This is a genomic window from Pseudoalteromonas lipolytica (assembly GCF_001306915.1).
In the GTDB taxonomy this organism is placed as follows: domain Bacteria; phylum Pseudomonadota; class Gammaproteobacteria; order Enterobacterales; family Alteromonadaceae; genus Pseudoalteromonas; species Pseudoalteromonas simplex.
Map to the genome: position 1 here is coordinate 343,625 of NZ_LJTC01000005.1, position 20,839 is coordinate 364,463.

General features: G+C 38.5%; 24 protein-coding genes and 1 tRNA gene. 10 read left to right on the forward strand and 15 right to left on the reverse strand.

The features are described 5' to 3' along the window. Positions 1-19: 19 nt before the first annotated feature. The 5 genes from AOG27_RS09780 to AOG27_RS09800 all read left to right on the forward strand — a co-directional run bounded on the left by AOG27_RS09780 (position 20) and on the right by AOG27_RS09800 (position 5,918). Positions 20-1,288 (forward strand): MAG4270 family putative restriction endonuclease, encoded by a 1,269-nt coding sequence (locus AOG27_RS09780; protein ID WP_054552835.1) that lies wholly within the window; start codon positions 20-22, stop codon positions 1,286-1,288. A gap of 140 nt (positions 1,289-1,428) precedes the next feature. Further along, complete coding sequence (locus AOG27_RS09785; protein ID WP_200909090.1) at positions 1,429-3,312, forward strand: Dam family site-specific DNA-(adenine-N6)-methyltransferase; 1,884 nt, start codon at positions 1,429-1,431, stop codon at positions 3,310-3,312. 124 nt (positions 3,313-3,436) lie between these two features. After that, complete coding sequence (locus AOG27_RS09790) at positions 3,437-4,456, forward strand: site-specific integrase (protein WP_161804349.1); 1,020 nt, start codon at positions 3,437-3,439, stop codon at positions 4,454-4,456. A gap of 126 nt (positions 4,457-4,582) precedes the next feature. Further along, positions 4,583-5,668, forward strand: a complete 1,086-nt coding sequence (locus tag AOG27_RS09795; protein WP_054552838.1) for a tyrosine-type recombinase/integrase — start codon at positions 4,583-4,585, stop codon at positions 5,666-5,668. Continuing rightward, positions 5,658-5,918: a hypothetical protein gene (locus tag AOG27_RS09800; RefSeq protein WP_054552839.1), complete on the forward strand. Its 261-nt coding sequence runs from the start codon at positions 5,658-5,660 to the stop codon at positions 5,916-5,918. Before AOG27_RS09795 ends, AOG27_RS09800 begins: the two co-directional genes overlap by 11 nt. On the opposite strand, the gene AOG27_RS09805 is transcribed toward AOG27_RS09800, so the two are convergent. After that, on the reverse strand, positions 5,910-6,101 hold the full coding sequence (locus AOG27_RS09805; protein WP_075594324.1) for a hypothetical protein: 192 nt from the start codon (positions 6,099-6,101) through the stop codon (positions 5,910-5,912). The two genes, AOG27_RS09800 and AOG27_RS09805, sit on opposite strands and share 9 nt — an antisense overlap. Positions 6,102-6,249: 148 nt before the next feature. On the opposite strand from AOG27_RS09805, the gene AOG27_RS21580 reads away from it, so the two are divergent. Continuing rightward, a complete protein-coding gene (locus AOG27_RS21580; protein ID WP_178387095.1) occupies positions 6,250-6,402 on the forward strand; it encodes a hypothetical protein in 153 nt (50 codons plus the stop codon). A 116-nt stretch (positions 6,403-6,518) separates the two neighbouring features. On the opposite strand, the gene AOG27_RS09815 is transcribed toward AOG27_RS21580, so the two are convergent. From AOG27_RS09815 to AOG27_RS09850, 8 genes are all read right to left on the reverse strand, one after another. Continuing rightward, positions 6,519-8,096: a DNA primase family protein gene (locus AOG27_RS09815; protein WP_054552842.1), complete on the reverse strand. Its 1,578-nt coding sequence runs from the start codon at positions 8,094-8,096 to the stop codon at positions 6,519-6,521. After that, positions 8,093-8,896, reverse strand: a complete 804-nt coding sequence (locus AOG27_RS09820) for a bifunctional DNA primase/polymerase (protein WP_054552843.1) — start codon at positions 8,894-8,896, stop codon at positions 8,093-8,095. The genes AOG27_RS09815 and AOG27_RS09820 overlap by 4 nt, the downstream gene beginning before the upstream one ends. 51 nt (positions 8,897-8,947) lie before the next feature. Beyond that, positions 8,948-9,460, reverse strand: a complete 513-nt coding sequence (locus AOG27_RS09825) for a hypothetical protein (protein ID WP_054552844.1) — start codon at positions 9,458-9,460, stop codon at positions 8,948-8,950. Between the two features lies 1 nt (position 9,461). Continuing rightward, entirely contained in the window at positions 9,462-10,001 is a 540-nt protein-coding gene (locus AOG27_RS09830) for a hypothetical protein (RefSeq protein WP_054552845.1), read from the reverse strand. A gap of 74 nt (positions 10,002-10,075) precedes the next feature. Next, complete coding sequence (locus AOG27_RS09835; RefSeq protein ID WP_054552846.1) at positions 10,076-10,831, reverse strand: hypothetical protein; 756 nt, start codon at positions 10,829-10,831, stop codon at positions 10,076-10,078. A gap of 86 nt (positions 10,832-10,917) precedes the next feature. After that, on the reverse strand, positions 10,918-11,574 hold the full coding sequence (locus AOG27_RS09840; RefSeq protein WP_054552847.1) for a hypothetical protein: 657 nt from the start codon (positions 11,572-11,574) through the stop codon (positions 10,918-10,920). A 118-nt stretch (positions 11,575-11,692) separates the two neighbouring features. Beyond that, the gene (locus tag AOG27_RS09845) at positions 11,693-12,691 is read right to left on the reverse strand and encodes a hypothetical protein (RefSeq protein WP_054552848.1); all 999 of its coding nucleotides are present in this window, start codon (positions 12,689-12,691) and stop codon (positions 11,693-11,695) included. A gap of 164 nt (positions 12,692-12,855) precedes the next feature. Further along, positions 12,856-13,041, reverse strand: coding sequence for a hypothetical protein (locus AOG27_RS09850; protein WP_054552849.1), 186 nt, complete (start codon positions 13,039-13,041; stop codon positions 12,856-12,858). 161 nt (positions 13,042-13,202) lie between these two features. Here AOG27_RS09850 and AOG27_RS09855 point away from each other — a divergent pair, with 161 nt between their 5' ends. Together AOG27_RS09855 and AOG27_RS09860 are read left to right on the forward strand one after the other, a co-directional pair. Next, positions 13,203-13,640 carry a DUF6641 family protein gene (locus tag AOG27_RS09855; protein WP_054552850.1) on the forward strand — a complete coding sequence of 146 codons (438 nt, stop codon included), beginning with the start codon at positions 13,203-13,205 and terminating at the stop codon, positions 13,638-13,640. A 2-nt stretch (positions 13,641-13,642) separates the two neighbouring features. Further along, the gene (locus tag AOG27_RS09860; protein WP_054552851.1) at positions 13,643-14,071 is read left to right on the forward strand and encodes a JAB domain-containing protein; all 429 of its coding nucleotides are present in this window, start codon (positions 13,643-13,645) and stop codon (positions 14,069-14,071) included. A 223-nt stretch (positions 14,072-14,294) separates the two neighbouring features. On the opposite strand, the gene AOG27_RS09865 is transcribed toward AOG27_RS09860, so the two are convergent. Continuing rightward, positions 14,295-14,371: transfer RNA gene (locus tag AOG27_RS09865), tRNA-Ile, on the reverse strand. Between the two features lie 366 nt (positions 14,372-14,737). Here AOG27_RS09865 and hemN point away from each other — a divergent pair. Then, positions 14,738-16,111, forward strand: coding sequence for an oxygen-independent coproporphyrinogen III oxidase (gene hemN, locus AOG27_RS09870; protein ID WP_054552852.1), 1,374 nt, complete (start codon positions 14,738-14,740; stop codon positions 16,109-16,111). A 62-nt stretch (positions 16,112-16,173) separates the two neighbouring features. Here the strand turns inward: hemN and AOG27_RS09875 are convergent, their stop codons facing one another. The 3 genes from AOG27_RS09875 to AOG27_RS09885 form a co-directional block, all read right to left on the reverse strand. Beyond that, positions 16,174-16,689, reverse strand: coding sequence for a DUF2489 domain-containing protein (locus AOG27_RS09875; RefSeq protein ID WP_054552853.1), 516 nt, complete (start codon positions 16,687-16,689; stop codon positions 16,174-16,176). Beyond that, entirely contained in the window at positions 16,686-17,285 is a 600-nt protein-coding gene (gene yihI, locus AOG27_RS09880; protein WP_054552854.1) for a Der GTPase-activating protein YihI, read from the reverse strand. The genes AOG27_RS09875 and yihI overlap by 4 nt, the downstream gene beginning before the upstream one ends. Positions 17,286-18,035: 750 nt before the next feature. Continuing rightward, positions 18,036-18,668 (reverse strand): c-type cytochrome, encoded by a 633-nt coding sequence (locus AOG27_RS09885; RefSeq protein WP_054552855.1) that lies wholly within the window; start codon positions 18,666-18,668, stop codon positions 18,036-18,038. Between the two features lie 283 nt (positions 18,669-18,951). Between AOG27_RS09885 and yihA the strand changes: the two genes are divergently transcribed. After that, on the forward strand, positions 18,952-19,599 hold the full coding sequence (gene yihA / locus AOG27_RS09890) for a ribosome biogenesis GTP-binding protein YihA/YsxC (protein WP_054552856.1): 648 nt from the start codon (positions 18,952-18,954) through the stop codon (positions 19,597-19,599). A gap of 4 nt (positions 19,600-19,603) precedes the next feature. On the opposite strand, the gene AOG27_RS09895 is transcribed toward yihA, so the two are convergent. Both AOG27_RS09895 and AOG27_RS09900 read right to left on the reverse strand, forming a co-directional pair. Further along, positions 19,604-20,122: a DUF1285 domain-containing protein gene (locus tag AOG27_RS09895; protein ID WP_054552857.1), complete on the reverse strand. Its 519-nt coding sequence runs from the start codon at positions 20,120-20,122 to the stop codon at positions 19,604-19,606. Next, the gene (locus AOG27_RS09900; RefSeq protein WP_054552858.1) at positions 20,122-20,709 is read right to left on the reverse strand and encodes a YceI family protein; all 588 of its coding nucleotides are present in this window, start codon (positions 20,707-20,709) and stop codon (positions 20,122-20,124) included. Before AOG27_RS09900 ends, AOG27_RS09895 begins: the two co-directional genes overlap by 1 nt. Positions 20,710-20,839: the final 130 nt, after the last annotated feature.

Here is a 20,839-nt window from a genome sequence, read left to right on the forward strand (position 1 = left end):
CATTCAGTATAGGTGCAAGATGGAACACACCAAGCCAATAATAACAATCCACCCCCATAGTCAGAAGTCAAGAGCTGCTAATATAGGGCAAAACGGAATTTTTTGGCCTGATTTCATATCACAGCAAGACCTCGTAGAAATGTGTACTTTAGCTACAGGTGAATCAGAATATACCTTAATTTGGTTAGAAGAAGATCAGCCAATTTTCGTAGGAGGTAACAGTTATAAGTACAATGTCGGTAATATAGTAACCATAGCGTATAAGGGAAAAATTACCTATATTACATTTGCTAACCCCTATAACGATGGTAGAAACTCGTACTTTCAGCAAGTAGGCCCAGCTTACAGACGTTTTTTGGAAGATAGTTCACATAATAAAAGTTTCATGTTTTATGCTTTGCCTATCGAGAGACCGGAAAATTACGGAAAGGTTTTCACTCTGTATCATCACTTCATGTACTCGGTTCTTCATGCTGCAGGCATAGGTGGAAACTGGCAAGAGTTACTAAGAAATGAGCCTAGACGTTTTCAAAATATCGAACAATTAATTGCAGCAAGAAATAGGTTGTCTAAGAATAACAATAACGCATCATATGTTTATTTTGACTCCAATGAAGATGCGTTCTACTTGTTTTTGAAAACATACGGAGCTAGTAAATATGAGTCATTTTTCTTAGCACTCGCAGCAATAAATATTGAAAAAAATAAAGAAATAAGAATCAGAGAGCTTGAAGAGGGAGAGCTCACAGGGCTTCCTGTTTGGGCACAAAATCATATAGAGCAATGTAGTTTAGGTAGAGTCCAATGTTACTCTCTTGAGAAGGGAATGGATGAACATCGTGCCCCTGTTATCATGTTTCCTCCTAGTTTACGCACCCCGCGTTATAGAGTGAATGTAAGAAAACGTTGTGGTCAAGAAATATGCGCATTCTGTGATAATGACGATCCTCGAGACATTCAAGCTGCCCATGTTTGGGATGTTCACAAACTGCGGCAATTATCTATTGAGAATGATGACAATAGAGTTTTGTGGGATTTTGCTTCAGACGGGCACAATGGTTTGTGGTTGTGTACGGAACACCACCGTCCTTTCGACAGTAACACCTTACTCATCGATGAAAATGGTTACATAATTTATAACACAATGATTAGTAGAAAAATCATTGATGAGTTAAGGGCGACGATCACAAAACGACAAATTGATGCTGAAATATTGACCGATGAATTTAGGTTCTACCTTCAAAAACGATACGAGTATGTAGACCTTACTCTCTATAGACATCTATAGTTGATTTTGGTTAAATTAAATCAATGGCTTAGGTTTTTTTTTGCTTGTACTTAGTTGTGACGGTAGAGTAGCAGCTAAGTACGAGGTATCATATGAAGCGTTTTTTAACTTCATGACAAGAAAATACACTAATGCGGTACTTGGGCAGTAAAGATTTAATCGTATCTGAGATATACAATCTTTTAGATAAAAAAAAATTAGTAAACAAAAATTTAAGGCTTTTTGATGCGTTTTGTGGCACGGGAGCCGTATCTGACGCCTTGAAAGGTGCTTTTAATATTATCGCAAACGACAATTTGTCTTGGAGTGTTGAGTATACTCGGGGGCGTTTAGTTTCTGAGTCTTGCAGTTTTAGTAAATTAGGATTTGACCCCTTTGTTTTTTTTAATACTAACAACACAAAAATAAAAGGATTTTTTTACAATAACTATTCGCCAGGCGGTTCTCAAAGAATGTACTTTAGCGAAGATAATGCAGCTAGAATAGATTACTTTAGAACCACCATAGAAGAATGGAAAAATAAAGATGAAATCGACGAAAACGAATACAGTTATTTAATTTATTGCCTAATTGAATCTGTCTCTCTAGTTTCTAATACTGCTGGTGTGTACGGTGCATTTCTCAAACATTGGGATTCTCGAGCAAAAAAAAATATCCAGTTTGTTAAGGGGCATACAGATACTAAGAATGATAAACAGTTAAGTTTCTTTAGTAACAAAGTTGAAAGTTCTTCCGAGTTAACTTTTTTCAATGATAAAGTTGAAAAAATTATTGAATCAGTAGAATGTGACATCCTATATCTTGACCCTCCTTATACTCAAAATCAATATGGGACTCAGTACCATCTTTTAGAGACGCTGGTTCTAAACGATAACCCCACAATGAGTAAGATAACAGGCTCCCGACCTACGGGCCCTATGAGGTCAGATTGGTCAAAAGACTATAAAGCACACATTCTATTTGATGAGGTGTTAGCCAAAACAAAAGCCAAGTATATAGTATTTAGCTACAGCATTGATGGCATTATGTCTAAGAGCTTTATCGAAGCTAGCCTCAAGCGTTACGGTAAGCCTGAAACTTACATCTGTAAAAAAATAGCCTATAAGAAATATAGAAACTTCAAAACCAAAAGAACAAATGATCATTTTGAATATTTGTTTTTCATTGAAAAAAAAGAAATGGATGATGTAGAGTTCTCTTCTCCTCTAAATTATATTGGTAGTAAAGCCAATATGATAAAAGAAATAAAAGAGAACCTTCCTAATGAGATAAAGAGTTATCCTAAATTTATAGATGCATTCGGTGGGGGAGGGAATGTTGCAATTAATTTGGGTTGTAAGGAAATTGTTTACAATGATTTAAATCATTATGTGGCAGAGTTAATAAAGTCGTTCAAAGACTTTGATACCTATAAGTATATTCAATTTGTAAAGTTGAATATAAAAAAGTTCGGGCTGGAAGCTGAAAACTCGGAAAGTTATATGAAATTTAGGGATTACTATAACTCACTTCCTCCTAATAAGCGCGATCCCAAGTTACTATATACGTTAATTCTGTATGGTTTTAATCAACAAATAAGATTTAATAGTGCACATGAATTTAATAATCCAGTAGGAATGAGGTGGTTTAATGACAAGGTTTTAGAAAAGTTGGTTAGTTTTTCTAGAGTCGTTAAGCAAAAAAATATACAGTTCCTAAGTCAACACTATAAAGATTTTCTTTATAGTCTCAATACGGATGACTTTGTTTATATGGATCCTCCTTACCGTCTAACATTAGGCTCATATAATGACGGTAAAAGGGGGTTTAAGGGCTGGTGTATGAGCGCAGAGCAAGAATTGATAGAGTTTATTGATAGCATAAATGAAAAGGGTATTAAGTTTATGCTGTCTTACGTTTTAGAACATGGTGATTCCCACAATAATGAAATTAAAGAGTGGCTGAATAACCGTAGTTACAAAATAATTACCATTGAAGGCAATTTGAAAGTTAAGAGAAAAGAGGTGCTAGTAATAAATTACTGATGTAACCGCTCGTTAAATGAAGTTCAACGTTTTCGCCTTTGTTGATTTTTGATCGGTATTTAAGCCTTGTCTCTACAATTTTTTGACCGGATAGTAACCTTAAATGGTGCTAACGGTCTTTCAAATGTCAGTCTACAAGCGAAAAAACTCTAAGTTCTACTACTGTGAAATCAATATAAAAGGCAAGACGGTAATTCGCAGTACTAAAACTACTAAAAAGTCACTAGCATTGCGCTTTGAGAGTCAACTACGAGAAACGCTGTATAGGCAGCACGTATTAGGTGATAGACCGATTATCACTTTAGCTGAAGCAATACTGGAATATGCAACTAGCAAGAGTGGCTCGGTCAATAAACAAAACCTTGATTCACAAATTAGAACGCTGAATGCTCAACTATCCCGTGTGTATTCACTCCAAGCGGATTTACATGGCTTAAATGGTGGGCACTTAACGAGGTTAGTATCGCTTAGACGCAAAGATGGGGTTACAGAAGGCACTATCAGGTTAATGCTTACCACTTTAAAAGGGGTTGTTAATTGGTCAAAATTAGCCGGTTACTTGCAACCAGAAAATCTCGTAATACCTAAGCTACGTGTTAATAATCAAAGAACTAGAACCTTGTCTAATCAGGAAGAAGTTCAGCTACTCGAACGATTGAAACTGAACAAAAATCCAGATGATTATGATCTGGTTGTTTTATTGCTGGACACTGCGGCTAGATTAAATGAAATCCAACAATTACATTGGGAATCTGTTGATTTAGAAGCAGCTGAACTTCATTTGTGGCGAACTAAGACAAATACGGCATCTGTCCTTAAACTTACAGAACGCTCATTAAATATTTTAAAACGCCGATATGAATCAAGTTCCCAAAAAAAATTCGTATTCCCATCAAAAAAAGGTGGCTTGCGCAGAACTACACCTAAATCTATTCAAAACGTATATAAAGAGCTTGGTTTGGAAGGGTTTTGCACTCACTCCATTCGTCATTCAACAGCTTCTAAACTAGTAAAAAGTGGTATGAGCTTATTCGCAGTATCTAAACTTCTAGGTCACTCAAATATTTCTATGTCACAGCGTTATTCTCATTTAGAGCAACAAGCTATAGCAAATCAAGCAGTTGAAATTCTCAATAACAATTAATAACTTAACTTGGCACTGAACACTGATAAAAGTTTCGCCGAGATCTGGTAAGGCCGTTGAACTCAAGCATAAATAACTATGAAGCTAAACGACTCGGTAAGAGTCAATTTGATAGGATTTATGATTATGAGTGTATTTAAAAGAAACGGTGTTGGTAATTATTACATCCAGTTTAATTTCAACGGAAAAACTTACTGTAAAAGCTCAAAGACGACCAATAAACGTACAGCTGAGCGTATGGAGCGAGAATGGCGAGATGAACTCCATAAGATTGATGAATTAGGTGAACGACCAAGAATTACATTGCGTGATGCGTTGAATGGTTACCTTAACGAAAAGCAAGGTACTGGAAGCCAAAATTATGCATTTACCAATGTCAAAACAGTAACAGAGCGAGTTAATGTCGATGTTTACGTAGACCAGATTCGTGACTCGGATTTAACTAAATTTAAGGTGTCTCGTGAAAAAGAAGGTATAGCACCGCAAACAATTAAACACAACTTTCAAGCGATTAGAAGTGCTGTAAATTGGGCTAAAGAGCATGGTTACAGTGTGAAAGAAGTTTCGTTCCCTAAAATTAAGTTACCTAAGCATCGTTTACGTTACTTATCCCACGAAGAAGAAGCAAGATTGCTTACCGAATTAGACCCCAAGCGCAAACGCCCGTTTCGCCCTGATTATGAGTACAGAACAGCGGAAGAAAACCGTCGATATCAAGATAATTACGATTTGGTTGTCTGCCTTCTAGATACTGGAGCGCGATACTCAGAAATTGCAGCTATTAAATGGGATTCAATAAATATTGACGAAGGTACATTAAACCTATGGCGACCCAAGGTTAGAAACGAATCAATTATCTACATGACAAACCGTGTTAAAGAGATTTTTAAGCGTCGATTTCAAAATCGGTTATCTGAAGAATTTGTTTTTACGAACTCAACAGGACAGCCAAGAGGTTATCAAGCCAAGGGGATTAGAGCGGCTATAAAACGAGCTGGTATTGAGAACTTCAAAATTCACGATTTACGTCATACCTGTGCAAGTCGATTAGTACAAGCTGGTTTAAACCTTTATGAAGTAAAAGAAGTGCTTGGTCACACAGACATAAAAACCACTCAAATTTATGCACACCTTGAACGAAAAGATATTACAGCTAAAGCACGTGATATTTTGGAACGATTACAACCAAATGGAGATAACCATGTTTCTTAATGATGTTTTACATGAATCATCAGCTGACTGGTGGAATAAGGCGCTGTATATACTTGATAAACTGTTCGGTTTCGAATCTGGCGGTAATTCAAAGCTGAAGCGTGTTAAACAAGTGTTTGATCAGAAATCAGGAGAACATGTTATTTACTTGGAATATCGTGTTAGAGCCGCTAATCAGTCACCAATACAAACACATTTGAACAGTAATTCAAAAGTGAAAGTTGATAAAAATAAGAAGGGTTCAAAGTAACATTTGAACCCCATTACCCCAGCAATATAAATGTCCGTTTGCCAGACGGGTATTGTCCGAAGCTTTACAATACCAGCCAAGTAATACACCGTCTGTTCTTCTTGCTTCAATACGATTACCAACATCAGTAATTCGTCCAATCAGTTGTCCACTAGGTAATCGTATTTGTTTTTCAATCATCATAAACATCTCGTAATTTAGTTAATTAATCATCAACAAGGGTTAGTTGTTTTTCAACTGTTGCTGGATACCCAGTTAAACGTAGATACTAAAATAAGATTTATGGAGAACTATTGTGGATATAATCAAGAGTGAATCAACGGAAACCAAGATGGATAAAGCCACACGCGTTTATTTGAAAATGAGAAATCAGGAAGGTGTCAGACGTAAAGATATTATTGCTGAATTTATTAACACTTGTGGTTTAACTCCAGCTGGGGCTTCAACGTATTACCAAAAAATAAAAAGTAAGCAAGTTAAGTGATATACAGACCAAACAGACCACTTTTTAAGTAAAAATATATAAAAACTAATTCAGCTTATAGTTTTTACAATATTGTCACCTGAAACTTGGTCTGTATCATCTGCTAGCTTTTAGAATCAAAGCCCTATTACTGATTCTATGTTCGGGTCGTGTAATTTAAGTGAGATATACGTTGTAAAATCGCTTATTGATACGCCATTTACTACTAAACTACCTTTATTATCTTTACCGATTTTGTAACCTTTTTTACGGAGTTCTTCTTTAAATTCACCACTAGTTGGTTGTGGGTAATTATTCTGCTTACACCAGATAAAAAAACCATCACGCAGTTGATTATAGCTTGCTTGTAAATATAGGGCGTCTTTAATTGATACATTTTCAGTACAACTGTCGGTTAAAAACTGTGCAACTTTATCAGATTTACGTCGATAACCATCTTGTTTCGCTAAAAGTTCTTCAGGTACATTGAGCCCTTCGTTTAGAAACATTTGAGCACCTTTTACCATCCAATTTAAGATGCCAGCACCTTCTTCTTTAAACAGTGTTTCTTTGAGCTTTGGATCCCGTTTGTTATCAGTCACGACATAATCAAATGGTACTATTAATAATCGCTCCCATACCGCTGGATCTTGAGGTATATCCAATAGGAAATTTGTTGATAATACTGGTGTAAACATTGGTTGATAAGTAAAGGGTTTACCGTGCGGAGAGCGAGCAACCACTTTACCACTGCGTACACACGACTTAATCATAGCACTGTCAAGTTTGTCACCACGGCTTGATTCATTCATAGATACTAAACGTTTTGCAACAAGCTCCGCTTTAAAGTACTCCTTGTTATTACGCCTATCGGTAAAGATATCGGATTCAGTTTGCTCAGCGTAATCGGCAAGTATTTGTACCAATAAATCAATTAAAACGCTTTTACCGTTAAGCCCTGAGCCAATTAATATAACGAACTTATCTTTATTGGAAATGCCCAATATCATTTGCCCAACAAGCCGCTGGATGAATGCTACCATTTCTTTATTGCCCAACATAATTTCACTGACAAACTTTTCAAAGCGCGGACAAGTAGCATCTTTATCAAATGAAACAGCCATCGATTTCATCATCAGATATTCTGGTTTATTAGTAATAAAATTACCATTTCTCAAATCTACAATTCCGTTTTTTACGCCAATGTAATGCGCTTTACTATCAAAGGTTGCTAGTGGCACTGTAATTCCTTTTTGCGCTTTAAATAGCTCACGTATGGCAAATATAGCAGTTTTGCTTTGTACCTTTTTACAGTGCTGTACTAACTCTTTAATACGAGCTTCAACCATCCTGATAACAGGCTTAGTATTGAATTCATCACCAAAACTTTGAAGCTTTTTTTCTAATTTTCGATAGACAGATAATTCTTGCTTTCTTCGTTGCAACAACAAGTCCGCCAATCGAATTGTCGCTCCATTAACGTCTTGTTGCCAACGCCCTTCATGAAAAGCAAAATTGCCAAGCTCATCTACCCAAACGACTTTATTCTCTACTAACTCAACTTGAAGTTTTGCATTACCAGAGTCGGTATAATCAAAATCGGGGTCTAAATAGCAAAGCTCCCTTACTTGATTAAAATCTAGTTTTTCAATGGCGTCCAACTGACCTGATATTGCCAGTGATAATGTATCGCGCGGCTGTATAGTCTCGCTCATGATAATACCTCCGATAAAGTAAGTGGTTTATTAGTTTTTTTTGCTTGTGTAGGATAGCTATAGGCGCTCTTGATCACTTGCATAGCTTCATCATCAGGAAACGGTGGAGTACACCTTCTGGCTGCTTCTAGAACGAACTCAATAAGTAATACTTGGTCAATATCAAATGCACGTAAGTGGCAGGCATAACGAAATAGGGTTTCATTGCGTTCTCCCTGAGACAAGCCCCGCATCACTTGTATTGGATTAAACTTATCCAACTGTTTGTTTTTATGGCTCAGCAGTAGATCCTTCATCCAGCCCATAGGTTCGGCCATTGGTAAATTCGGATCATTAATTTCGTATTCGACAAGTTTGCCATTGATAACACGCGTAGAAGGTGCAGCCACGATATATCCGCCGTTACCACGAACATCAACGCCATCCAAACCACAAACTCTTGAGCCAATAGACACGTCAGTTTCAGGTGTCCACTTAACAGGAATATGGTAACCGCCCGTTGGCGTTTTAAACTGTAAAATTGGGGATTGACTGACAATCTGTCCATACCGCTCCTTTAGTGACTTTCGACCATCAACACCGTTTTTAACGTCAACGTCAATGGCGTTAAATTTTGATATTTCACCTGTAGCAAGGCCAAGATTGTATTTGCCACTGTTAAACCAGCTTTTAAGTGTATTAATGTCTGTTGTTGCTTCTTTTTGCCAGCCAGTGTTTAACGGTGTCTTACCGTTTTCTTTTACCCGAAAAACATGAATACCCATGCCTGCAAAATACAGTGCAGCTGTAACTTTATTCATAATGATTCCTTAAAAGCATGCTGACGATATCAGCGTGCTTATCGTTTGAAGTTAATGACGAATGATACGAGCAAGATAAGTTAGCTCATTAAACAGCGTTTGGTGGTAGTCGGTACAAGGTTCTTGCCCAATGTACTGTTCTATTAACTTATTAATGCGTGTTGCTTTTTCGATTAAAGCGTGACCTTTTAATACACCTAAGGTTTGTGCTAATCGAAATACACCGGTTAATACTGCATGAGTGAACGGGACATCACGGTAGAGCCAGTAACAATCTTCTAGATTGCTAATCGATGCTTGTCCTTTAGTGTCAGGTATTTTGATATTAATTGGTTCTGACCGTGCAGGATCACAATCCTCTACTTGCATTGTTTGGTAACTAACTTTTTTATATGCCACCAATAGCTCTCGCTGCTTTCTATTGATAATCGCAATTTCACCGAAATCACCGCCCTTAAGTGCTATTGCGTCTACACAAACATCATCACTGACACCAATATCACCAAAGATATATGCAATGGATAGTGACTGCTTTTGCCAAACGTAATTCTCTAAATATTTCATATTAAGCCTCAGCATCATTAAGCGTTTTCTGGTGAGTAGGCGGGGTGTAGTCATAAATTATAGGTGCAGCTATCACTGACCAATTGGGTGACTTCTTTTGTAATAAGCTTTTAATAAAACGGTATAGGTGACCTGTAACATAAGCGAGTCTGTCAAAATAAATTGACGACGTTTTATCTTTTGCCGCATCGCCGATAGTTTCTTGATACAGTTTATTGCGAAGTATCATTTTTCTTGCTTTTGATGGTGTTAAGCATTGCCATAATTTAAAAAGGCCAAAATACACATGCTGAATAATTTCAATGCCACAACCGCTCTCCGCTAGTGCATCAAGATTTTCATAACGATGCCAGTTTTCACCTTGCTTAATTGCAAAGCCAAGGCGATTATTCGGTAACAGAACAATGTTAATCTCAATAGCTCCATCTTCTGCTTGCGTGAGAGTTAACACATCAACATAAAAGTGCATATCTATCGATGATATACACGCTTGTATGGCATGGTGTTTCCAAGGCTCAGGGATAACGAGTTCTTTTTTCATTTCAATTCCTTAAGGGTGAGTCTGGTCTAAGTGCACACTGCACCCTGTTTTAGTTTTTAGGTAGTTGTAACTTATTACGCGCTTAGGTGCTTAAACTTAAAATCAGTGATGCTATGGCGCTGAATAATCGACCAGTAATGACGACTGTTAGCTAACAGTGCATCAGTCACTTTGGGGATTTGGCGTTGTAACCACGCTTTTTGGCTTTTGTTGGGTGACTTCGGTATACGCTTGATAAAGTTGAGCACATAACCATGATCTCGTTTGATCTGTTTCAAAACTCGTTGTTTGTCTTGCTGGCTCAACTTAGTCGATGCTTTTATTGCGATTTGACAAGCGAGTAGTAAATTCAAACATGTGACAGTTGATACATGACTTCTAAACCCACTTGTGGTTGGTAATGTAAAAGTATTGAGCTCGATACCTCCGTTAGCGCACCATGAGGTTACTTCACAGTATTCTGGTGCCGCATTAGAAAGCCTGACAAAATACACATCTTGTAAGGCATTATCAGTGACATACCTATCGGGATGCATCAACTCAATGACAACCGCGCCATCATGAATCGCGCCATTAAAGGTAGAAACATCAGCAATAGATGAGTCGTTTACGGAACTAACATTCCAGTGAACGGCTTTTGCGATAAATCTAGCGGTTAGATCGTACGGAGTACAATACTTATAGTGCTTTTTAGCAGGCAGTGCTGCCGCCTTAACCTGCTTTTCAATAGGTGGACAACGCTCAACGCTGAGACTCGATGAGTTATGATGACCTTCAACACTTGTTAATGCCTGCTTCTTAGCCGCGCATGAAAAATAACGTTTTTTCATAAATCACTTCCTTAAGCGCGCACCTAGCCATAACGCATGATGCGCCCTAATAATTTGTTAATAAAATCTTAAGAGGGGTTAAACGACTATCCGTTTAGTTTTGATAGGTCAAAGTCACACGTTTTGTGTGCAGTAAGAGAAGACCACATTTTAGGGTGCAACCTTTCCAATTCAGCGGTGACCAGAAGCATTTCATCTTGTAAAATGTCATCAGCAACATCGATCAGAAGTATGCGCTTAATAAACACCCACACCCCATCAAGAAATGCCGTTAATTCTTCTAAAAGAGCTTGCTGTTCTTCAATTGCAAATTTTGTGGAAGCACTTATTAAATCTCTGGCAGCAAAGAGGCTTGAGAAAGCTTCGTCTGGCCTAAATCCAGCAAGCCCATCCGTTGTTGGTAGCGCGTAAGCTGCGCACATAAATCCTTCTTCAGGTAATGATGTATCAATAGAGTAAATCCAACCTATACCGTTATTATCAAAAATTACAGCTTCGATATGTTCACCATTACATACGTCTGGTCGCTCCAAGATGATAAACTCATCATCATTCATTTGCTGAAAAACAGGCAATTTAGCAATATCTGCATCTGCTACCGTTCGTCTTTGCCAAGCTTCAGGATCAAAGGTCCTGTCACCTACAAGGTAAGCTACAGGTTCTTTGATGAGATAACTCTCTTGCTCGGCAAAATCAGAAATTTCGTTCGTGCAACGTGAGAAAAGTTCGTTTAATAAAGTCATTGTGTATCTCCGTAAGTTAAAACTAAAAAGGTGGTGAGTGACCACCCAAACTTCGAAGATGATGATAAATTGAAGGGAATTGGGGTGCTGGTATCTGGTAACCAAATACCAATTTCAACTAATTTTTATCGCAATTGCAGTCTTGGTCACTGCATTTAAAGGCGTCTATTAGTTTCTGCTCGATATCTTTTTTGTCGATAGGTTTTTTACATGTAGTCTTAGGTGGCTTTAAAACTTTTATTTGCTGCCTGATGGTGTCAGCTTTTTTCAATTGAGCTGGAATACAAACCTTTTTTTTATCTTCAGGGTGCTCAATAGCGTAAAGCCTATGAGCTTCTTCAGGAAGCGAGTGAAAATTTTGCTTCCTGTTATTTAATATTTGGTAACCCATTAGCTCGTCACTGGCATCTTGTTCTTCATATAAGCCATGCTCATAAAAGGCTCGACAGCCGTTAATACGAAAACGATTAAGAGTTTCTTCCAGTTGACCGTGAATCGCAATCGCTAACGGCAATACACCTATTGTTGGATACTCTTTCCATATTTTCAGTGCCATCTTATCAATAGCATTTTCAATATTAGATTTTGTTGTACGAATTTGTTTTGATCGGAGTCTTCCCTGTGCTCTCGTCACTTCAGCCTGCTCACTGCGTAAAAGAGATGCAAATGATACTTCGGCAAATACTATATAGCTTTCATATTGCGTTGCTTTATATAACTCAAACGGGTCATCTGTCATCAACCCGTTAATTGAGTGAACAAATGCGCCCATAGCAAAGTTCTCGGCAATAACTGTTCCTTCATCTAGAATTGCAGCTATATCTTTTTTAAGCCAATTATTGTCATTTTGGTGAAGGCGCGTTTTTATTTCATCAATAGCCGCAAAAAAAGAATTATCACCAGTTTTCTCGCTCGTAATTACCATATTAATTAAATGCACTAGTACGTCTTTATCTAAAAATACATCATCCCACAAATAATCTTTCGACTTTAGTGTATTAAGGGCCGACTTAATTATTCCTGATAATATTGATTTTGCTGACGAATTCGATGATGCAATAAAAGAATCTAACTTTTTATTTTCTATTAATAACGCTAAATAACCAGCTGCTTTCATAAGTAGCACTAACGAGGGAACCTTAAGCGGATTTTACATGAACTGAGAGCAAAGTCGTTACCTGATGCATAGAAAAAAGTAAGCGGATCTGGATATCCTGTCAGGTGAAATAAACTCAGCGCTGAATTATTCGGGTTCAAGCTAAGTTGGTGGGCTTTAAATGGTTATTTTAGTGATTTTACTGCTTGCTCAATTTTGGAGTGAAGCGTATTAAGTTGTTCGTCGTTTAAAAGCTCTACACCAGCAACATTCTCTAAAATTAAACCAATGTGTTCGCCAATATCATCGTTATGGATATCTGATTCATTTATCATTTCAGCGATCTGGTTGATTTGTTTCTGCGTTAGCATAGTGCCTCCTTGTTAGTATTAATTAACTTTCTTGCACCTTCTCGCAATAGACAACGGGAGCACAGTAAAAAGGCGTCATCTAAATAACGAAATTTGCCGTTGCCAACAATAGGTTAATCGCTGGATGGTTATTGGGTCTTAATTAACCAACAGGTGAAGTAATGAGTCAATCAACACTAACAAAACTGATATGTACCACCCGTCCTATTATTCCTGCTATCCAGCCAATTCAAGTTAAACGCGAAAAACTGATTGCTCGTTTAAACGAACAATGTGCTATGGTTGCTTGCTTATTGGAAAATGAGGTGTATACCGCTTATAAAGAGGTTCGGATAACCGATGGTATTACCGGAGAGAAGAAACGAGTAAAGCAACCTAAGAAGCTAAGACAGTGGTTCTATCAAGTGAATGATATTTGGTTCTTTGAAATAAAGTATGGCAACAAGTCATTGGAATTACAGAAAGGCAAAGTTGCGATTGAAGTGGGTAAGCAAGAAAATTTACTAACAACAATCGACACCTTAATTCAGGCTGTTGAAAAAGGAGAGTTAGATACTCAGCTAAAAGCCGTTACTGGACCAAGAAAAGCAAAGGTCTAGGCGTGGCTATATTACGTGAAATAAGCTGTGTCTATACCTTTAGGGAAGTAGATGATGACATTTTGAATGTAACACTTGATAGTCCAAAGAAGGTCTATCAAGTGTTTAAGCATTTGAAACATGAAACCAAAGAGCGTTTTATCGTGGTAAACTTGAACAGCCAGCATCAAATCATCAATTATGAAGTTATAGCGATTGGCACGGTAAATCAGATATCACTTCGTCCGGCTGAAGTATTGAGAACAGCCATTTTAATTAACGCACCAGCGATTATTCTAATTCATAACCATCCATCAGGTGATCCAAAACCAAGTCAGCAAGATTTTCATTTTACCGAACAAATTAAACAAGCCGCAAAGATGTTCAGTATCGATGTGCTTGACCATGTTGTTATTGGATATGAGCGTTTTGATAGAGCTGTCAGAGATTAAGCCCTGTTAAAATCAGGGTTTCAACCAAATTCATAGTTACCAAAAAATTACACGAATTTCGTTACTAGGGGCGATCCCCAATCAAACGTGGCTACTTTTTAAAATGAAATTTAGGGAAAATCTAGGTGGTCCTAGTTGACCTTGGTCGGGATTGGCGACTTATCTGGTAAAACAGAAAATAGTGAGAAGTTATTCACCATCTAGCCCACGTATTTAGTGGAGATGGTGGCCCCACCCTGACTTGAACAGGGGACCTGCCGATTATGAGTCGGATGCTCTAACCAACTGAGCTATGGGGCCACATTTTTAAAGCTTGGACTTGCTTTTCTACTCTTACCACTTAAACCCGCTCATTATGAGTCGTGTGCTCTAACCAACTGAGCTAAGGGGCCATTGTATTAGCGAAAGCTAAATTTTTTGATGCGTTTAACAGGTTTGACTGACTAAAGCGGGATGCAGTATAAAAAGTTTTTGCAACCTTGTCACTAGCAAAACCCTTTATTTTAACAATCACTAAATCAACTGCTCAAATAGTAAACTCTTTGTTTTTACAACGACCTTAAAGCATTGCCGATTCGTTTCTATTCTCCGACATTGTTCTAGATCAAATAGCTAACTTGCTAAACTCGTTAAAATAGCCGCTCAATCAATTGCGGAGTGCTGACTGTGATAAATTTACCAAGCTGGGATCAATCTCTGATCAACAAGTACAATATTTCTGGGCCTCGATATACATCTTACCCAACGGCATTGTCTTTAGCTGATGGTTATAAGCAACAAGATATGATTAACGCGATTGCAGCGTCGAAAAGCCGTTCTTTATCGCTGTATATCCATATCCCTTTTTGCAGTCAGCTTTGTTATTACTGTGGTTGTAATAAGGTGATCACTCGTCATCAATCTAAAGCCGATTTATACCTAGATAACTTAGCGCTTGAAATTGCTGAGCAAGCAACACTTTTTGCCGATTATAACGTTGAGCAACTGCATTTAGGGGGTGGTACACCAACGTTCTTATCGGCAGAGCAAATGAGTCGCTTAATGGCGCTGGTTGAGCAGCATTTTAATTTTTCTGATGATGCCGAACGCGGTATTGAGATTGACCCTCGTTCTTTAGCTGATGGCATGCTAGTTCACCTACGTAAACTTGGCTTCAATCGTGTCTCGTTTGGTATTCAGGATTTCAATGATGATGTGCAGCTGGCAGTTAATCGCCCACAAAGCGTGCAATCTGTAAAAGGTTTAATAAGTGAGGCTCGTGAACTTGGCTTTAAGTCTATTAATGCAGATATGATTTACGGTTTGCCACTGCAAACACCAGAGAGTTTTAAAGAGACGATTGCGCAGCTGATAGAGTTAAACCCTGATCGCGTGTCGGTATTTAACTATGCCCACTTACCAGATAGATTCGCTGCTCAGCGTAAAATTAAAGACGCTGACTTACCATCTGCTGGCGACAAGCTCACTATGTTCAAAAATACCCTTGAGCAGATGTTAGCGGCGGGTTATCAGTTTATTGGTATGGACCACTTTGCCCGTAAAGACAATGAATTGGCAATTGCACAAAACGCGGGTCAATTACACCGTAATTTCCAAGGTTACACAACGCATGGCCAATGTGACTTATTAGGTTTGGGTGTGTCATCTATTTCGCAAATAGGCAATGCCATTTTACAAAACGAAAAAGAGTTAAAGCACTATTACAAAGCCGTGCAAGAAGGCTTTGGTAGTGCAATCTGTAAAGGTGTTGCTTTAACTGATGACGATACGTTACGTGCAGCGGTTATCAAACAATTGATCTGCCAGTTTGAGCTGGATATTCCAGCAATCGAAAAACAGTTTAATATCAACTTTGCCAGCTACTTCTGCGAGGCGTTACAGGCGCTCGACCCATTACTAGCTGATGGCTTGGTGTCTGTTAGCCAAGATAAGATCACAGTAACAGCGCGCGGTAATTTGTTTATTCGTATTATTTGTATGTGCTTTGATGCGCACCTACAACAACAAATCAAGCAAACTCGTTTCTCACGAGTTATCTAGCCCAACAAAAAGCAGAGCCTGGGCTCTGCTTTTTATTTTGTTTAATTCAACGGTACGTCAACTTAATTAAATACTACGTTTTCGCTGCCTGGAGCGGCTTTAAACTCTTCAATTATACGTGCGCAATCCGCTTTGATTTCATCGCTATGTTGCTCTTCAGCACGCCAGCGAGCAGTGTCCATTTTAAAAATCTCTTTTTTAGAGTATTTCTTACGGGCATCGTGCGTTGGCATATCTTTTACGACTTCGTACATTTTAAATATGCCTGGGTAGCGCTCACTTAGCTCAAACTCTTCAGCAAAGCTATATTGAGAGATCAGCACCCAAATACGTAAGCAGCCTTCTGAGAACTCACATTGCTCTTCATTCATTGCACGGGCAATTAAATGAATGCTATCGGCTAGCTTTGCATTACGCTTTGCTTTTGATGCCGCAAGTTTTTGCTCATGCTCAGCTTGCTTCTTGGCGATAAGCTTATTTTGCTCTTTTAGTTTATACAGAAGTTGTCCTGCATAAAACGCAAGCCCTGCGATAATTGCCGCACCAATTAAGATGGCAATAATCAAGGTTGTGCTCATCGCTCATCCTCATCTTCGTCATCAAACCATTCGTTGGCTAAATCATCAGATAAGTACTTATCGAAGTCAGATTCACCTTCATCGTATGAATCATCTTCAAAGTCATCTTCGTACTCGTCTTCATCTTCAATGCCTAATAACTCGCAAAGTGCTTGGTGGCGAGCAATACGGCTATTGAAGTACTTAGCGTCTTTACCTGTTAATAACTCACCGCGCTCATGACGCTCAACCAGCTTAAGTAGACGCTCGTCATTCTCTAGCGCTTCTAACTCTTGCTCTGGTGTTAGTTCAGGCTCAGTCACTTTCTTAAGCTCAACCATAGGTTTTAAGTTGCGTTTCATTTCAACTTTCGGCTCAGCCTTAGGCGCAACTAAAGAAACCGGCTTTTTACTACCAACACGCTTATCTTTCGGTTGATTGTTTGCAGCAGTGTTTTCTGCATTTTGTGCATCAGGTGCATTTCGAGACCCAGGTTTAGCACCTTTGGTCTTTTTAACTCGCTGCTCTTTTAACGCGCGCATCTCTCTAAGCTTTTCTTTGCTCAGACGTACAGGACCATTCGATGGAATTTTACGCGACTTTTTCTTTCTACTCATATCTTGATCATCTCACTTAAGAGGTTGTGCACAACGCCTTTGTGGCATTGTAATGCTGGCATAACCAGAAGAATTCGATGTGCGGATGTGGTTGGTCAACTTGACGAACTGCGCACTTTTCATACTTTTAGTACAAACGGTGGCTATTGTAACAGGACAAATAAAAAGGCGGTAGAGAAAACATCTCTACCGCCTACTAATCTGAGCGCCAATTATCTGGACACTTCTCCCTTCGACTTTTTAGTCTTTATTATTTTTATTATTATTGTTTATCCATTTTGTTATTGTTTTAACCTTCCGTGTAGCATTCCATTTTGTTTTTATTATTAAACTTCCATGAGCTTTTATTATTCTCGGTCAATCCTGACGCTTTTTTGTTATTTCCTTTAGGACACCTAACTAGTGTCAACCCCTAAAGATTTGCCGCAGTTACTTTCCTTATTACATTGTCCATGTTGTTTTTGCTGTCTCAGCGACAGTGGTTAATTTACTTATTAATAAAATTGTTACAACTAATTTATATAATTTTTCTTACAGATGACTTATTGCAACATTGTCATTTTAATTAATAACAAAGACTTAGCAAAAATAGTGAAATAAAAATAAGACTTGGCTTACAGCTAGATATGGTCAATGTCTCACAAGGGAGTGGGAAATTTCGACATACGTTAGGTACAAAAAAAGCAGCTTGCGCTGCTTTTTCAAACTCTTTACATACTACTGCGGAGCATTTCTTTCCGCAATCAGACTTTAGTGTAAGCCACCTAAGTATTTTGAAAGTACTTCGATGTCTTTGTCTGTTAGCTTTTTAGCGATGTCTTGCATCATACCGTTTAAGTCGTTATTACGCGTACCATCACGGAATTTTTCAAGTTGTGACTTGATGTATTCTGGATGTTGGAACGAAATTTTCGGGAATTTAGCTAGTGATGTACCGTTACCACGAGGACCGTGACACGCAGCACATGCTGGAATACCACGCTCTGCATCACCGGCTTTATAAAGCTGCTGACCTACTTCTACTACATCTTTAGGTGTTGCACCTTCAGACATATTTAAAGAAGAGAAGTAAGCTGCTAGGTCTTTCATGTCTTGATCGCTAAGCGGCATAGCCATACCACTCATTACTGGATCCATACGACCTTCTTTGCCGCCAGATGTCATACCTAATTTAAACTCTTGTAATTGTTTATAGATATAATCTGCGTGTTGGCCTGCAATTTTAGGGTAGATATTAACCGGTGCATTACCGTCTGGGCCGTGACAAGCCGCACACGTTGCCGATTTCTCTTTACCTGCGTTTACATCGCCATCAAATGCTGTTGCGTTGCTTGCTGACAACGTACCAAGCAATATAGTTAAAGATAGTGCTATTTTTTTCATGGTGAATTCTCTGTTTCCGACCCTGTATCATCTACAATATGGATGTTGTGATTTCTATATTCTACACGATAATAAATTCTCTGGCACGTTTTCTGCCCACATTAAGCTCATAATTTATAGGGATTTGACTTAGATTAAGTTTACACCTAGTAATTTTCCTAATTTAAAGCCAATTTAGCACGCTTAAATACGCTTTTGAATGCTGCTTTAATAGTATAAAATACGTGCCTTAAGTGGAAATTAGCCACTGTTTGTTATTTTTTATAAAAGACTAGGAGAGCCTGTGCTCAAATCTCGTATCAAATACAATACTGCGTCCTTTGTTACCAGCGCACCTGATATCTCACGCTTACCTGCTGATACGGGGATTGAAGTCGCGTTTGCTGGTCGCTCTAATGCGGGTAAATCAAGTGCTTTAAACACGTTAACTGATCAAAAGTTAGCGCGTACTTCTAAAACACCTGGTCGTACTCAGCTGATCAATACCTTTGAACTTGATGCCGATAAGCGCCTTATTGACTTGCCGGGCTATGGTTTTGCGAAAGTGCCTATCGAAATGAAAAAGAAATGGCAAAAGTCGCTAGGTGAATATTTACAAAAACGTCAAAGCTTAAAAGGTATCGTTGTTTTGATGGATATTCGCCACCCGTTAAAAGATTTAGACCGTGACTTAATCGACTGGGCGGTGGGCAGCGATATTCCAGTACTGGCACTATTAACTAAAGCTGACAAGCTAAAACAAGGCGCGCGTAAAGCTCAAGTTTTACAAGTTCGTCGTGAGTTAAGTAGTTTAGATGGTGATATTACAGTTCACGCCTTTTCTTCACTAAAAGGCACCGGCTTACCTGAAGTTGCTAAAAAGCTCGATGAGTGGTTTTTAGGCCCTATTGAAGCGCAAGCACCTGAGTCTGACGAACAACCAGAAGACTAAGTGCTTAGGCCAAGTAATAACGCTTGGCTAATGATTCTATATAATAGCCCTGCTCATCTGAGCAGGCTATTTCAGCCCACTGATAATAAACATTTCTCGATACCCTCGCAGCCAAGCCATGTGCTAATTGAAGATAAGGCACACTGACACCTTCAAATTCTCTCAGTAATAGTGGTTGCTTTGCTGATACCAACCAAGCGCGCTGTAAATTATCGACACAACATAGAGCAAGGCCTTGCTCTGTCTCTTCAAAACGCCAATCAACAATAATAAAAGGCACATCAATGACAGTGATGGCCATTTTCTCGACGGGTGTTTTTAAAAAATAACTATCTGCCTCTTTGCAAAGCACAGAGGCAAAGAGTTTAACCATTGCCTCGCGTTTTATTTCACTGCCGCCATAAAACCACCGCCCTTGCGCATCAATCGTTATTGGCACTTGCCCACAGTTTTGTGGCTGCCATTGATCAAAAGGTTTATCGGGCGTCTGAAGAGCGGCTTCTAAGTCAGCAAGTGATTGCATTATTTTTCTTTATCTAGCGTCAAAGAAAATGTTACAGGAACCGCCGTTGCAATTGATGGTAAGCCCGCAAGCTTTTGTAGTTCACTAATGCCTTCTGTTACTTTGAAATCACTCGCATTAATAATAACTGGCGTAAAAGATGACACGCTAATATCGCCCTTTGCTGACATATTAGCTAGAACATCAATCGTTAGCTCTTTCTTGTTGCCATGAAAGTCTAATTCAGCTTTTAACCCTTTCAGCACATGTTGACCTGGTTTTAGCGTTAACAGCGCTTTGCTTAAGTCAGCAGTTAACACTGCATTAGGGAATTTAGCTGTTTCAAATAACAACTTAGTCATGCGCTCATTGCGGATAGGGATCAGAGTTTCAACCGATGTTAGGTCTATCATCAACTTAAATTGACCTTGTTCGTTAAGTGTACCCGACACGTTTTTGAAATGATGTGCTTCTGCAATAGAGTTCTTTTTAATAGATACAAAGCTTACGTTACTTTGCTCATTATTAACTTGCCAATTTGCGCTGGCTAAAGGGGCAACTAAAATACTCGATAATGAAAAGGCAGCTATTGCCAAAGATTTAAACATAACGCATTCCTTCGAAAGTAAATAAGAATCACTTTGATGGTATCACTTGCGTGTATTTGTGCAATGAATTGTATGATGAGAAAAGAAAAAGCGACTCACTCAACAAGGAGTGAGTCGTTATAGCAAACTG

Excerpts from the sequence above, each read along its gene's own strand:
- AOG27_RS09780 (WP_054552835.1), top strand. The coding sequence starts at position 20 with ATGGAACACACCAAGCCAATAATAACAATCCACCCCCATAGTCAGAAG.
- AOG27_RS09790 (WP_161804349.1), top strand. The coding sequence starts at position 3,437 with ATGTCAGTCTACAAGCGAAAAAACTCTAAGTTCTACTACTGTGAAATC.
- AOG27_RS09795 (WP_054552838.1), top strand. The coding sequence starts at position 4,583 with ATGAGTGTATTTAAAAGAAACGGTGTTGGTAATTATTACATCCAGTTT.
- AOG27_RS09800 (WP_054552839.1), top strand. The coding sequence starts at position 5,658 with ATGTTTCTTAATGATGTTTTACATGAATCATCAGCTGACTGGTGGAAT.
- AOG27_RS09805 (WP_075594324.1), bottom strand. The coding sequence starts at position 6,101 with ATGATGATTGAAAAACAAATACGATTACCTAGTGGACAACTGATTGGA.
- AOG27_RS21580 (WP_178387095.1), top strand. The coding sequence starts at position 6,250 with ATGGATAAAGCCACACGCGTTTATTTGAAAATGAGAAATCAGGAAGGT.
- AOG27_RS09815 (WP_054552842.1), bottom strand. The coding sequence starts at position 8,096 with ATGAGCGAGACTATACAGCCGCGCGATACATTATCACTGGCAATATCA.
- AOG27_RS09820 (WP_054552843.1), bottom strand. The coding sequence starts at position 8,896 with ATGAATAAAGTTACAGCTGCACTGTATTTTGCAGGCATGGGTATTCAT.
- AOG27_RS09825 (WP_054552844.1), bottom strand. The coding sequence starts at position 9,460 with ATGAAATATTTAGAGAATTACGTTTGGCAAAAGCAGTCACTATCCATT.
- AOG27_RS09830 (WP_054552845.1), bottom strand. The coding sequence starts at position 10,001 with ATGAAAAAAGAACTCGTTATCCCTGAGCCTTGGAAACACCATGCCATA.
- AOG27_RS09835 (WP_054552846.1), bottom strand. The coding sequence starts at position 10,831 with ATGAAAAAACGTTATTTTTCATGCGCGGCTAAGAAGCAGGCATTAACA.
- AOG27_RS09840 (WP_054552847.1), bottom strand. The coding sequence starts at position 11,574 with ATGACTTTATTAAACGAACTTTTCTCACGTTGCACGAACGAAATTTCT.
- AOG27_RS09845 (WP_054552848.1), bottom strand. The coding sequence starts at position 12,691 with ATGAAAGCAGCTGGTTATTTAGCGTTATTAATAGAAAATAAAAAGTTA.
- AOG27_RS09850 (WP_054552849.1), bottom strand. The coding sequence starts at position 13,041 with ATGCTAACGCAGAAACAAATCAACCAGATCGCTGAAATGATAAATGAA.
- AOG27_RS09855 (WP_054552850.1), top strand. The coding sequence starts at position 13,203 with ATGAGTCAATCAACACTAACAAAACTGATATGTACCACCCGTCCTATT.
- AOG27_RS09875 (WP_054552853.1), bottom strand. The coding sequence starts at position 16,689 with ATGAGCACAACCTTGATTATTGCCATCTTAATTGGTGCGGCAATTATC.
- yihI (WP_054552854.1), bottom strand. The coding sequence starts at position 17,285 with ATGAGTAGAAAGAAAAAGTCGCGTAAAATTCCATCGAATGGTCCTGTA.
- AOG27_RS09885 (WP_054552855.1), bottom strand. The coding sequence starts at position 18,668 with ATGAAAAAAATAGCACTATCTTTAACTATATTGCTTGGTACGTTGTCA.
- AOG27_RS09895 (WP_054552857.1), bottom strand. The coding sequence starts at position 20,122 with ATGCAATCACTTGCTGACTTAGAAGCCGCTCTTCAGACGCCCGATAAA.
- AOG27_RS09900 (WP_054552858.1), bottom strand. The coding sequence starts at position 20,709 with ATGTTTAAATCTTTGGCAATAGCTGCCTTTTCATTATCGAGTATTTTA.